Annotated in this window: 12 protein-coding genes; 10 read left to right on the top strand and 2 right to left on the bottom strand. The window is 45.7% G+C overall.

From position 1 onward, the window contains the following. The first annotated feature begins 9 nt into the window (after window positions 1-9). From IUA53_RS13475 to IUA53_RS13450, 6 genes are all read left to right on the top strand, one after another. Complete coding sequence (locus tag IUA53_RS13475; RefSeq protein WP_044056491.1) at window positions 10-750, top strand: ABC transporter ATP-binding protein; 741 nt, start codon at window positions 10-12, stop codon at window positions 748-750. A gap of 1 nt (window position 751) precedes the next feature. Further along, window positions 752-2,065: an ABC transporter permease gene (locus tag IUA53_RS13470; protein WP_196897266.1), complete on the top strand. Its 1,314-nt coding sequence runs from the start codon at window positions 752-754 to the stop codon at window positions 2,063-2,065. 9 nt (window positions 2,066-2,074) lie between these two features. Continuing rightward, on the top strand, window positions 2,075-3,283 hold the full coding sequence (locus tag IUA53_RS13465; protein WP_196897265.1) for an ABC transporter permease: 1,209 nt from the start codon (window positions 2,075-2,077) through the stop codon (window positions 3,281-3,283). 12 nt (window positions 3,284-3,295) lie between these two features. Beyond that, entirely contained in the window at window positions 3,296-4,639 is a 1,344-nt protein-coding gene (locus IUA53_RS13460) for a sigma-54-dependent transcriptional regulator (RefSeq protein ID WP_044056494.1), read from the top strand. Continuing rightward, complete coding sequence (locus tag IUA53_RS13455; protein ID WP_231401158.1) at window positions 4,636-5,937, top strand: sensor histidine kinase; 1,302 nt, start codon at window positions 4,636-4,638, stop codon at window positions 5,935-5,937. The genes IUA53_RS13460 and IUA53_RS13455 overlap by 4 nt, the downstream gene beginning before the upstream one ends. A gap of 403 nt (window positions 5,938-6,340) precedes the next feature. Next, the gene (locus IUA53_RS13450) at window positions 6,341-6,466 is read left to right on the top strand and encodes a DUF3149 domain-containing protein (protein ID WP_081869453.1); all 126 of its coding nucleotides are present in this window, start codon (window positions 6,341-6,343) and stop codon (window positions 6,464-6,466) included. A 35-nt stretch (window positions 6,467-6,501) separates the two neighbouring features. On the opposite strand, the gene smrB is transcribed toward IUA53_RS13450, so the two are convergent. Next, a complete protein-coding gene (gene smrB / locus IUA53_RS13445) occupies window positions 6,502-7,119 on the bottom strand; it encodes an endonuclease SmrB (RefSeq protein ID WP_052364302.1) in 618 nt (205 codons plus the stop codon). 142 nt (window positions 7,120-7,261) lie between these two features. Here smrB and prmB point away from each other — a divergent pair, with 142 nt between their 5' ends. The 4 genes from prmB to IUA53_RS13425 all read left to right on the top strand — a co-directional run bounded on the left by prmB (window position 7,262) and on the right by IUA53_RS13425 (window position 11,060). Then, window positions 7,262-8,197 (top strand): 50S ribosomal protein L3 N(5)-glutamine methyltransferase, encoded by a 936-nt coding sequence (prmB, locus tag IUA53_RS13440; RefSeq protein ID WP_044058775.1) that lies wholly within the window; start codon window positions 7,262-7,264, stop codon window positions 8,195-8,197. 9 nt (window positions 8,198-8,206) lie between these two features. Then, on the top strand, window positions 8,207-9,304 hold the full coding sequence (gene aroC, locus IUA53_RS13435; protein ID WP_196897264.1) for a chorismate synthase: 1,098 nt from the start codon (window positions 8,207-8,209) through the stop codon (window positions 9,302-9,304). 68 nt (window positions 9,305-9,372) lie between these two features. Next, a complete protein-coding gene (locus IUA53_RS13430) occupies window positions 9,373-10,545 on the top strand; it encodes an MFS transporter (RefSeq protein WP_231401157.1) in 1,173 nt (390 codons plus the stop codon). 65 nt (window positions 10,546-10,610) lie between these two features. After that, complete coding sequence (locus IUA53_RS13425; RefSeq protein WP_044056497.1) at window positions 10,611-11,060, top strand: hypothetical protein; 450 nt, start codon at window positions 10,611-10,613, stop codon at window positions 11,058-11,060. On the opposite strand, the gene IUA53_RS13420 is transcribed toward IUA53_RS13425, so the two are convergent. Continuing rightward, on the bottom strand, window positions 11,061-12,611 hold the full coding sequence (locus IUA53_RS13420) for a SpoVR family protein (RefSeq protein ID WP_196897263.1): 1,551 nt from the start codon (window positions 12,609-12,611) through the stop codon (window positions 11,061-11,063).

Below are 12,611 nucleotides of genomic sequence, written 5' to 3'. Positions count from 1 at the left end.
GAACACACAATGTTAACCATGCACAACGTAGGCAAGATATACCAAACAGACAGTGTACAAACCCATGCATTAAGAGACTTTTCTCTTACGGTGAACGAAGGCGAATTTATTGCGGTAACGGGACCATCGGGTTCGGGGAAAACCACCTTTTTAAATATTGCAGGGTTATTAGAACCCTTTACGTCAGGGCAATATACATTAGACGGTATAGACATTGGTGGTTTGTCTGATAATCAGCGCGCGGATATCCGCAACCAAAAAATAGGCTATATTTTTCAGGGTTTTAACCTAATTCCTGATTTAAATATTTACGAAAATGTGGAAGTGCCTTTGCGATACCGTGGAGTACCAGCAAAAGAACGTAAAGTGCGAATTTTAGAATGTTTAGAACAGGTGGGGCTAGCTAGCCGCGCCAGGCACTTACCTCAGCAGCTATCTGGTGGGCAACAACAACGGGTGGCGATAGCCAGAGCGCTCGCCGGAAAACCCCGTTTTTTGCTGGCAGATGAGCCTACGGGTAATTTAGATACCCTTATGGCGCGCCAAGTTATGGAGTTATTAGAAGAGATTAACCAAAATGGCGCCACTATCGTTATGGTCACCCACGACCCTGAATTGGCCCGTAGAGCCCCTCGCAACATTCAAGTGGTAGACGGGGAATTGGCCGATTTAACCTTTTATCAAGGGAAGCCAGCAACGTCTGCCTCAGCCCCTGAAAAAAGCGCCCACGAAAGCGTAGTGGGAGGCTGATATGTTTCTTCACTATATCGATTTAAGCATCAGAAGTATCAAGAGTACGCCTGTAATCAGCGTATTAATGGTGTTTGCCATTGCAATAGGTATTGGCTTAACCATGACAAGCCTTTCTGTGTTTCACATGATGTCGATGGATCCTATCCCTCACAAAAGTCAGGCCATTCATTTTCCTCAGTTAAACATTATGGATGAAGGCGGCGAATGGCATACAGATGATAATATTCCTTACCAACTGACTTATCAGGATGCCATAAACCTCTACAACGCAGACGCAGACTTTCCTAGAAGCCCGAGTTTTCGTAGTGGTTTTTCGGTGCACCTAAATACCCCTGACGTTAAGCCTACCATGGAACCTGCCCGTCTTGTTTATCAAGAGTTTTTCTCAATTTTTGAGCGGCCCTTCATTTTTGGGGCGCCTTGGTCGAAGGAAGAACAACAAAGCAAACCCTATGTCGTGGTTATTTCCGAATCCATTAACAACCGCTTATTCAATGGCCAGAACTCAGTGGGCAAATCCATCTATTTAGACAATAAAAGCTATCGTATTGTCGGTGTGGTTGAAGACTGGGATCACCACATTAAGTATTACGACTTAAATAACGGTGCGTTTAATAGTCCAGAAAAACTTTATGTGCCTCTTTCTATTGCGCCTTTAGAAGAAATAGGGACGTGGGGAAATACCAATGGGTGGAAACACGAAACCTTAAATGGCTACCAAAGCTTATTGCAATCTGAATTGGTCTGGGTGCAATTTTGGGTACAGCTTAATACGGCCGCCGAAAAAGAAGCGTTTAGTGCGCTGATAATGGCCTATATGGAAGATCAGCAATCGAAAGGCCGGTTTAATCGCGATAATTTGCAATACGCCCTTCGTAACGTCACCGAATGGTTAAAATATAATCAGGTGGTCTCAGAGGACAATCGTATTCTCGTTGGCTTGAGCTTTATGTTCTTGCTTGTCTGTGTGGCGAATATATTGGGCTTATTACTGGCTAAATTTCTAAAACGAGCGCCTGAGGTTGGCGTACGCCGCGCCCTTGGCGCCAGTAAGAAGCACATATTTGCGCAGCATATTGTGGAAGTGTCTGTTATTGGCTTAGCCGGTGGCATTTTGGGTATTGTGATTGCGCAACTTGGTCTGTGGGGCGTTCGTACTACCAACAGATATTATGAAGCCCTAGCTACCATGGATGTCTCTATGCTGTTAGCGGCGCCTACCATTGCCTTAATGGCAAGTTTCATAGCGGGTTTGTACCCTGCATGGCTGGTGTGTAGAACCCAACCTGCCATTTACCTCAAAAGCCAATAGGAGCGTATCATGCTAGAAATTAAACCTATATTTAATGCACTGCGTCGCTCAAAAGTGGGGGCTATTTTATTGTTTTTACAAATAGCGCTGACAACGGCTGTGGTCAGCAATGCCGCATTTATGATTAACGATCACCTGTCGTATTTAAAAGAAGATACCGGCTTTGTGCAGCAGGAGATATTTAGCTTTGGTCTTATGACATTTGGCAAAGACATCGATTTGCACCAACAAGCAGAACGAGATGAAGACATGATTCGCCGTATTCCAGGCGTGATAGATGCCGTGTTTATTCAAGCGGTGCCGTTAACCGGGGGCGGTTCGTCCACCTCAAGTCATCTACGCCCACCGCCAGAAGAATCGAAATCATTGTCACTGGCCTACTATTACGCCGATGAACATACACTTGACACCTTTGGGGTTACCTTGCTGGAAGGGCGGAATTTTCGGCCGGAAGAGGTGGTTATTGGAAGCGATTTTGACGGACATGGTCCCAACACCGTTATTGTATCTCAAGCCTATGCGCAGGAGATGTTTGAAGGTGAATCGGCACTGGGTAAAACTATTTATGTGTCGAGCCGGCCGCTAGAAATTATTGGCGTGGTTGAGACAATGAAAAGCCCCTGGCCGAGAGGCGATCGAAGTAGCAGAACCAGCATTATTCCTTTTATTAATGTGCAAAATTTTCACCGCGTGATGGTGAGAACCGAGGCGTCTGAGCGCGACAGTGTGATGAAGGTGATTGAAGACAAAATGCTAAGTCAGTATGACCAGAGGGTGATAATCAATATTAGGGGACTGGAGGAAAGCAAAAACAGTTACGATGCCACCGATGTGCTGATGATGCGTATGTTGATGGTTTTAGTGGTTATTTTAGTACTAGTTACGGCGCTGGGTATTTTTGGCCTTACGCAATTCAATATTAGTAAACGGACGAAGCAAATTGGTACACGTCGGGCATTAGGGGCGAGAAAGTCGGATATTATTCGCTATTTCTTAGTAGAAAATGCCATGATATGCACGGTAGGTTTGGTAATAGGGTCATTTGCGGCGTTCTTTTTGGGGCGCGTATTAATGAACGCCTATTCCATTAATGCCCTAGAAATGCAATTTGTTATCGGTACGGCTGTGGGAATATGCGTAATGAGCTTACTCGCCGTTATTGTGCCGGCAATGCGTGCCGCCAATATTTCACCGAGTATCGCCACTCGTAGTATTTAAGAGCGCAGATGAATGAAAAAAATCTTAATTGTTGATGACAACGCTGCGGTGTTGGAAGCCTTGTCATTACTTTTAGAAATCCACGGCTACCAGGTTGTTACGGCTAGTACACCGAAAGAGGCGTTACAAATCGTAAACTATCAAGCGATTAGCCTGGTGCTTCAGGACATGAATTTCAGCGCCGATACCACGTCTGGCGAAGAAGGCAAAACGCTGTTTTTTGCGCTAAGAGAGCTAAACCCTCTATTGCCGATTATCCTTATTACCGCATGGACCGAATTGGAGCATGCGGTGGCGTTGGTGAAAGCCGGCGCTGCAGACTACATCCCAAAGCCGTGGGATGATGTGAAGTTAATCACCACTGTAAACAACTTAATCGCCCTCGGTGAAGCCTCGGCCACTCATCAATCAGTGAAACAGCAGTCTACCCTTTACGATAGCGCTAAACAGGCCGCTCGCAGTGTGGGATTGGTGTATGAAAGCGCAGCAATGCAGCGAGTGGTAGATATGGCGTTGCAGGTGGCCAAGTCCGATGTACCCGTGCTTATAACAGGGCCAAACGGTAGCGGCAAAGAAAAAATCGCCGAACTCATACAGTCTCAATCCCCGTTGCGTCATGCGGCTTTTGTTAAGGTCAATGCGGGTGCGCTGCCTCAAGAACTGATTGAAGCTGAATTGTTCGGAGCTGAAGCCGGCGCATTTACCAGTGCGAACAAGTCCAGAATAGGGCGCTTTGAAGCCGCTAACGGGGGCACGCTATTTTTAGATGAAATTGGTACCTTACCCTTATCGGGGCAGGTCAAGCTGTTGCGCGTATTGCAAACCGGCGAGTTTGAAAAATTAGGCTCGGTAAAAACTCAGCATACCAACGTTCGTATTATCTCGGCCACGAACGCAGATTTAGCCAGTGATATCGCAAACGGGCATTTTCGTGAGGATTTGTTTTATCGCCTTAATGTTATCGAAATTAATGTGCCCCCACTTAGCGAGCGGGGTGACGATGCGTTGGCGCTGGTTCAACACTTTTTGCCTAACCGGGAAATTAGCTTAACGGGAAAGCAGGCCATTACTCAATACCCTTGGCCCGGTAACGTGAGAGAGCTAGAAAATGCATGCCGCAGAGTGGATATCTTACATCCGCATGGCCCGTTAAATGCCGACGCGTTTGGTTTACCCAGTAGCCATAGCGAAGACACCGTTTTGGTTAAAGCCGGAAGCGAGCCTACCGAAGCGGAAATTCAAGCCGCCTTAGTGCGCTACAATGGGGTAATTGCGCAAGTGGCGAAACATGTAGGGCTGTCGCGACAGGCGCTTTACCGGCGACTCGATAAATACAAAATAAGCTATAAATCGTGAAATCTATTAGAACCAAGCTGGTAGCAGCGTCACTGAGTGCGACGGCTATAGGGTTGTCGCCTATGCTCTATCTGGCCCCGCTGTCTCTAGGGGTGAAGATACTTTGTGTGCTGGGAGCGCTTGGGCTATGTGCCATTGTTGTGTACAAGGCCACTGAATCGATGAGCCAGAATATTCAAGCGTTAGAGGTAGGGTTACTCAACTTCAAAGACGGGGAATATGCCGCCACATTGGCATGTTCCACCACCGACGAATTCGCTCATCTCTGCGCCCTTTACAATGCATCCGCGCAATCACTTCGCAAAGAAAAGCAATGGTTGCATCAGCGGGAATTAATGCTCGATAAAGTATTGCAAAGCTCACCTGATGTATTGCTATTAGTGAACGATAAAAACGACGTGGTGTTTAGCAACCATCAAGCCAGAGACTTTTTTGCAGTTAATCAGCGCCTTGAAGGGCTTTCTTTGCCCCGTTTGCTTTCAAAGCAACCCCGTGCCTTAAGTGAAGTCATGCTAGACAGCCGCGAAGGGTTGTTCACCTTACCGCAAGATGAAAAGGGTGTCGAAACCTGGCATTTGGCGCAGGGCACATTTTTACTTAATAACCAGCAGCACACCCTTTATATTCTCAAGCAAATGACCCGCGAGCTAAACCGTCAAGAAGTATCAGTTTGGAAAAAAGTGATCCGCGTGATTAGCCATGAACTCAATAACTCGTTAGGGCCAATATCCAGTTTGCTACATAGCGGAAAAATCGTCGCCAATCAAAACCAAGACCCCCGTTTAGAGCGGGTGTTTCTTACCATCGAAGAAAGAATTGCACATCTTAATCAATTCGTCCAAGGCTACGGAAAATTCGCTAAGTTACCCACACCTGTATTTGCCCCCATTGAGTGGACAAGTGTGATAGCACAGTTAAAACAGCAATATGAATTTACCCTGGATATGCCAACGCCGGTGAATTTGCACGCCGATGCCGTGCAAATTGAGCAATTACTTATTAACTTGCTGAAAAATGCCCATGAAGCGGGTGGTTCACCAAGGGACATCCACTTAGTCATTAAACAGCAGAATTCCCACGTGGTATTAGAAGTGTTAGATGCTGGAAAGGGCATGAGCGAACAGGTGATGACAAATGCCCTTGTACCTTTTTATTCTACCAAAGCGAATGGCAGCGGATTGGGGTTGGCCTTGTGCCGTGAAATATGTGATGCCCATGGCGGCCACCTTGTTATCCAAAACAGGCAGCAAAAAGGGCTATGCGTAAGGGTTATTTTCGACGGCGATGCAGGCAGGTAAACCTAGGTTACAGTAGATTTTAAAAAAAAGGGGGAAGACAGGCGTCTTCCCCCTACGACGCTAAGCCAAGACCGTTTTTTACCCAACGTCGAACAGGCAGGATCTACTTTAATGAAAATGATAATGATTTGCAATAACTTTTTGCGAATTATTTTCACGGTCTCCTCTCGCCCGTTTTTTCATGGAAAAATCGGCACAACAGGTAGGGTAGGAGACCCAATGCATTTTCTTTTAAGTAGTCTTTCGCTAATAAAGCGTGGTCACAGGTATCGCGTCCCTCAAAAATTGATGCAGATCAACAACGCAAAATGAAACCGGCCTTCGAGATAATCCCCTTGATCTAGATCATAAATGTCGGCTCCGCCTTCTTCTACTATGACGTTAGTTGAAGAGGAGACCAATTATGATGTGGGCAATGATTAAAGACCCTGTGGTTTGGGGATCGCTATTAGGTATAGGCATTATTGTAGGTATGATGGTGTATTACACCTATCTTTTCATGCACAACAGCGCCGACCAAAGTAAGTAAACACTATCACCCGCTTTACTGGCTAGGTGCAAAGGCTAACGTTGATGGTTTTGGCGCGGCATATTGATAAGTACCAAAAGCGCAGCTTGGCCGCCGTATTCTTGCGGTGCTTGGTGAAAAGCACGAACATGTGGGTGCTGAACAAGATAATGGGGTAGAGCGGCTTTCAATACGCCCTGACCAAATCCATGCATCACACAAACACAATCTACTGATTCTTTTCTCGCGGTATGAATGAGTGCGGCTAATTCCGCTTTTGCCATCTCTCGGGTTAACCCATGTAAATCCAGCGTCATTTCGGGGGAGTAATCGCCCCGTCGCAATTGCTTTAAAATGTGGGTGGATTCACCTTCTTGGCAAAAGCGCATGGGCCCCTCTTGAGGCAAAGCAGCTTGGTACATATCAGAAAAGTGGAAACTCGCGGCCAATTGCTTGCTGTGCTTTATATTTCGACCAGATACCTGCTGTGACTTTTCAAACAGTTCAACCCGCTTATCTGGCTCTACTTTATCTTGCGTTAAGGGCTTAACCCCTTGCATGGCATCGGCAAATGAAAATGTCTCATCCTCAGTTTGGCCTTGGGTTTCTGTGTTCGATTTAGGATCAGAAATTTGCTTTTTAAAGGCCTTGAGTTCTTTTTTAAACGTTTTCATTCAGAATAATTACGCAAACTAATAGGGCTAAAACATTGCTAAACGCATAATTTAGTACGTTTGAGTACATAGTTAATTATGTGAATCGGCAGTAAGTTTGGGTATGATACCAGCTTTGAAATTTTTGATGTACCCAAACACCATGACCGATAAGTTTTACCTAGAAGAAGCCATTGAAGATCTACATACCTTGCTAGATATGACGCGATGGGCGACCAGCCGTTTTAATGATGCGGCCCTGTATTTTGGTCATGGTACAGATAACGCGTGGGATGAAGCCACCAGCCTTGTGATGCAAGCGCTGCATTTGCCTCATCCTCTTTTGGAACAAGTTGGAGAAAGCGTACTTGCTTCACGTTTAACCAAAAGTGAGCGGGAAAAAATAGCCGAACTTGTGCTAAAACGTGTACAAACCCGCATGCCACTTCCCTACATCACTAACGAAGCGTGGTTCTGCGGAATGCCCTTCTATGTTGATGAACGGGTACTTATTCCTCGTTCTCCTTTTGCCGAACTCATTCAAAACGAATTTGCGCCTTTTGTGGAAGCTTCACCCTCCAGTATCCTAGATATGTGTACAGGGGGTGGGTGTATAGCTATCGCCTTAGCGCATGCATATCCAGATGCACAGGTTGATGCGGTAGATATTAGCTCCGATGCTTTAGAAGTGGCAGATATCAATATCCAAGAGCATGGGCTAAGCCATCGTGTTTACCCTATTCAGTCAGATCTTTTTGCGAGTTTAACGGGGCAAAAGTACGACCTTATTGTGTCTAACCCTCCGTACGTTGACGCAGAAGACATGGCTGATTTGCCTGATGAATATCATCACGAGCCGGAACTCGCACTGGCAGCTGGGGAAGATGGGTTAGAATTGGTGGATATCATGCTGCGTGAAGCACCCACTTACCTCAATGATGGTGGCTGGCTATTCGTAGAAGTCGGCAATAGCGAAGTGCACATGAACCATAGATTCCCTGGATTAGAGGTTATCTGGTTAGCATTTGAAAACGGTGGTTCAGGTATCTTTGCCGTGGGTAAAGACACACTCGTAACGTATTTTAGTAGTAAGGATTAATAGTTAATTATGTCAGGTAACAGCTTCGGAAAACTTTTCACTGTAACCACATTTGGTGAAAGCCACGGCATTGCCATTGGCGGTGTGGTTGACGGTTGCCCTCCGGGCCTTGAAATTACTGAAGAGGATCTTCAGGTCGATTTAGACAGACGTAAACCGGGGACATCTCGCTATACCACGGCGCGTAGAGAAGATGACAAAGTACAAATATTATCTGGCGTGTTTGAAGGAAAAACCACGGGTACCAGTATCGGTCTTTTAATTAAAAATAAAGACCAGCGCAGTCAAGACTACGGCAATATTAAAGACCGCTTTCGCCCCGGCCATGCAGATTACACTTACGACCAAAAATACGGTAGCCGTGATTACCGTGGTGGTGGGCGTTCATCGGCGCGTGAAACCGCAATTCGGGTTGCCGCTGGGGGCATAGCGAAAAAATATCTCAAGGAAGTTCATGGTATTGAAGTACTGGGTTATTTGTCTGAATTGGGCCCTATTGCCGTAGACAAGGTCGACCATAGCGTCACAAATACCAATCCATTCTTTTGTCCTGATGAAAGCAAATTAGAGGCGTTAGATGAATACATGCGCGACCTTAAAAAGTCGGGCGATAGCATTGGTGCGAAAGTATCAGTGGTCGCGAAAAATGTACCGGTAGGCCTAGGCGAACCTGTATTTGATAGACTAGATGCTGAAATTGCCCACGCCATGATGGGCATTAACGCTGTTAAGGGCGTGGAAATTGGTGATGGCTTTGACGTCATAAATCAAAAAGGCAGTGAGCATCGCGATACTTTGACACCTGAAGGGTTCTCTTCTAATCATGCAGGTGGCGTACTTGGCGGTATTTCCACAGGGCAAGATATTGAAGTACACATGGCACTAAAGCCCACGTCGAGTATTTCAGTGCCGGGGAAAACCATTAATAAAGACAATGAAGAAATCGATATTGTCACCAAAGGCCGCCACGATCCATGCGTAGGGATTCGTGCAGTACCTATTGCAGAAGCCATGCTGGCAATTGTATTGATGGATCATCTACTTCGCCATAGAGCGCAAAATGCAGGGGTAAGTTCGTCCACTAGGGCTATTCCCGGTCAAGCATAAGTTGTTGTCTTTTTGTTTTTGCGCCATAGGTGTTTCACCTGTGGCGTTTTTGCATATGGAGTTGTGCAGTGTCCATAAACAACCGTAATCTTATTGTGCTAGCGCTCACCTACTGGCTGTATTTTGGTCAATTGGGCGTGCTCGTGCCCTATCTTGGTATTTTTCTAGACGGTAGAGGGTTTTCTTCTGCGGAAATTGGTGAGCTGTTTGCTGTTATCACATTAGCGCGAATTCTTGGCCCGGGAATATGGGCAAATGTTGCTGATAAAACCGGTAACGCGTTAGGTGTGCTCAGGCTCGGCACTTTTCTCACGGTGCTTACTTTCTCCTCGGTATTCTATTTTTCTGGGTTTTGGGGGTTAACACTTTCCTTTGGTTTAATGATGATGTTTTGGACCGCAGTGTTACCTCAGCTGGAAGTGATCACCATGCAAGCCGTGTCTAAGAGCAAGGCCAATTATGGTCAAATTCGTCTGTGGGGCAGTGTCGGCTTTATCTGCTTAACTATTGCGGTGGGCAAGGCGTTAGACGTGTATTCCACCGACACGCCAGTGGTGGTGAGTATCGGCGTTTTAGCGTGTTTGTTTCTGATCACGCTTTTTATCTCCGCCCCGGGGGCTGCATCGAAAGCTGAAGCTGCACCGGGTCACATATGGCAGTATATGCGGCAGCGTCCTTTCGCCGTATTCATTTTTGCTTCGGTATGTCTACAAATATCCTTTGGCGCCTATTATGGTTTTTTTGCTCTGTATTTGCGGGATTTAGGCTACAGCGGCCAACAAACAGGCCTCTTTATCGCCCTGGGTGTTTTAGCTGAGGTGGGAATATTTTTAATAGCAGGTCGCTTAATACGCACATACGGTGTTTGGAATCTTCTTTTTGCCAGTATCGCCCTAACAGCAATACGTTGGTTTGCATTAGGGGTTATGGCTGAATCAGCCACGGTTATTTTTATTAGTCAGTTAGTGCATGCGCTCAGTTTTGGGTTAACCCATGCGGTGTCGGTGCATTTTATCCATCAGTACTTACCTTCTTCTTTTCATAGCCGTGGGCAGGCGGTATATATCAGTGTGGCGTTTGGTTTTGGCGGTGCATTGGGAAATTATATGGCTGGCCAACAGTGGCAGCAGGGCACAAATGCATTTGAGACATTCACAACCGCGGCGATATTTGCAGCGGTAGGGGCACTGTCGCTCTTGCTATGTGCTAAAAAAGCATTCGATGAACAAAAAAACACATAAATTGGGCAAAAGTGCACAGTGTAGACTAAAGTTTAAATTGTGGAGTTTTTTAAGAATAGGCTTGTATGACGGATAGATTGCATCGAAATTTTGCACGCTCATCTTTTACCATTGAAACAATAGACAACGTCATTTTCAGTGAATTTACGGGTCAATGGGCTAAACCCATTACCACCCATTATGTGAAAGCAATAAAAGATAAAGTCTACGGCTTTGAGGGTATGCCTTGGTTTCATCTTGTTTTGCTCGATAAGTGGGAAATGTCTAGCAAAGAGTCAGCTGAAGCCTTTTCTGCTTTAGGAGCCTGGTGTTATGGACACAACATTAAAGCCACCTTGTTTGTGCATCAGCCTAACCCTATTAAACGTTACCAGCTAGAGCAAATGATCCCTAACAAAGCAACGGGGTATCGAACGTGCTTTTTCGATACCCAAGCCGAAGCCTGCGACTTTCTGGCTACTTTGGATACTAGCCCGCCAAACCTTTGGAATAGGCGAGTTATGGGGCAGCGCTAATTAATTGGTTGGGCGGCGACAATGTGAAAGTCGCTTGACACTGCCATCACTCATTTCTTGCTCTAGAATAACGTCAAATTTCCAAAGACGATGTAAATGGCGCATCACTTCATCCTTAGACTCCGCTAAGGGAATGTTGTTTTGTGCGATGTATCTTAGAGTTAGTGAGCGGTCACCCCGAATATCAACGCCGTAAACCTGAATGTTTGGCTCCAAATTACTTAGGTTATATTGTGCGGAAAGCTTCTCTCTAAGCATTTGGTAGCCACGTCCATCATGAATGGCTGACACCCGTAAATGATCACTTTGACTGTCATCTTCTACCGCAAATAGTTTGAAATCTCGCATGAGCTTAGGGGACAAAAATTGGCTAATAAAGCTTTCATCCTTAAAGTTTTCCATCGCAAAGTGCACTGTCTCTAGCCAGTCTTTTCCTGCGATAGAGGGCAAGTAAGTATAGTCTTCGTCCGTAGGATTTTGGCACACCCGTTTAATGTCCATAAACATAGCGAAACCCAGAGCATAGGGGTTAATCCCTGAATAATATGGGCTGTTGTATTCAGGCTGCATGACCACACTTGAGTGGCTATGTAAAAACTCCATCATGAAGCGGTCGCTCACCAAGCGTTCGTCATACATTTTATTGAGTATGTGGTAATGCCAGAAGCACGCCCAACCCTCGTTCATGACTTGCGTCTGCTTTTGCGGATAAAAGTATTGTGAAACCTTTCGCACGATGCGTACGATTTCCCGCTGCCATGGCTCTAGCAAAGGCGCATTCTTTTCAATGAAGTAAAGCAGATTTTCTTGGGGCTCTTTTGGAAAGCGATGGGACGTTTTTTGCTTGTGTTGAGGAGAGTCCGGCAAGGTTCTCCAAAGTTCATTCACTTGTGATTGTAAGTAACTCTCCCTTTCTTGCTGGCGATTTCTCTCTTCTTGCAAGGAAATTTTCTGAGGCCGTTTATACCTATCAACACCGTAATTCATCAGTGCATGACAAGAATCTAAAATACTTTCAACTTCTTCTATGCCATTTTTTTGCTCGCATTTAGCAATGTAATTTTTAGCAAATACAAGGTAGTCGATGATAGAACCAGCATCGGTCCACGTTTTAAATAAATAATTGCCTTTGAAGAAGGAATTGTGGCCATAACAGGCGTGTGCCATAACCAGTGCTTGCATAGTAATGGTATTCTCTTCCATTAAATAGGCAATACAGGGGTTTGAGTTAATCACAATCTCATAGGCTAATCCCATGTGCCCGCGGCGGTACTGTTGCTCGGTTTGTATAAACTTTTTCCCAAAAGACCAATGCGTATAATTTAGCGGCATACCAATACTGGCGTAGGCATCCATCATTTGTTCGGCAGTAATCACCTCTATTTGATTGGGGTAGGTATCCAGTTTGAAGTCTTTTGCAATACGGTCGATTTCAGCTTCGTATTGCTCAAGCAAGGGAAACGACCAGTCTGGTCCGTCGCTTAATTTGTGGGCGCTCTGGCTAAGTGGAAGGTCAGACGGGTTGCTTTTATAGGTGGGGAACACAGCCAT

The organism is Alteromonas sp. B31-7 (assembly GCF_015767655.1).
Classification (GTDB): Bacteria; Pseudomonadota; Gammaproteobacteria; order Enterobacterales; family Alteromonadaceae; genus Alteromonas; species Alteromonas australica.
This window is presented reverse-complemented; position numbering and strand designations above follow the sequence as displayed.

Coding starts and splice junctions, on each gene's coding strand:
- IUA53_RS13470 (WP_196897266.1), top strand. CDS start 752: ATGTTTCTTCACTATATCGATTTAAGCATCAGAAGTATCAAGAGTACG.
- IUA53_RS13465 (WP_196897265.1), top strand. CDS start 2,075: ATGCTAGAAATTAAACCTATATTTAATGCACTGCGTCGCTCAAAAGTG.
- smrB (WP_052364302.1), bottom strand. CDS start 7,119: ATGAAAACGTTTAAAAAAGAACTCAAGGCCTTTAAAAAGCAAATTTCT.
- IUA53_RS13425 (WP_044056497.1), top strand. CDS start 10,611: ATGACGGATAGATTGCATCGAAATTTTGCACGCTCATCTTTTACCATT.
- IUA53_RS13460 (WP_044056494.1), top strand. CDS start 3,296: ATGAAAAAAATCTTAATTGTTGATGACAACGCTGCGGTGTTGGAAGCC.
- IUA53_RS13420 (WP_196897263.1), bottom strand. CDS start 12,611: ATGGCTGTGTTCCCCACCTATAAAAGCAACCCGTCTGACCTTCCACTT.
- IUA53_RS13450 (WP_081869453.1), top strand. CDS start 6,341: ATGATGTGGGCAATGATTAAAGACCCTGTGGTTTGGGGATCGCTATTA.
- aroC (WP_196897264.1), top strand. CDS start 8,207: ATGTCAGGTAACAGCTTCGGAAAACTTTTCACTGTAACCACATTTGGT.
- IUA53_RS13475 (WP_044056491.1), top strand. CDS start 10: ATGTTAACCATGCACAACGTAGGCAAGATATACCAAACAGACAGTGTA.
- prmB (WP_044058775.1), top strand. CDS start 7,262: ATGACCGATAAGTTTTACCTAGAAGAAGCCATTGAAGATCTACATACC.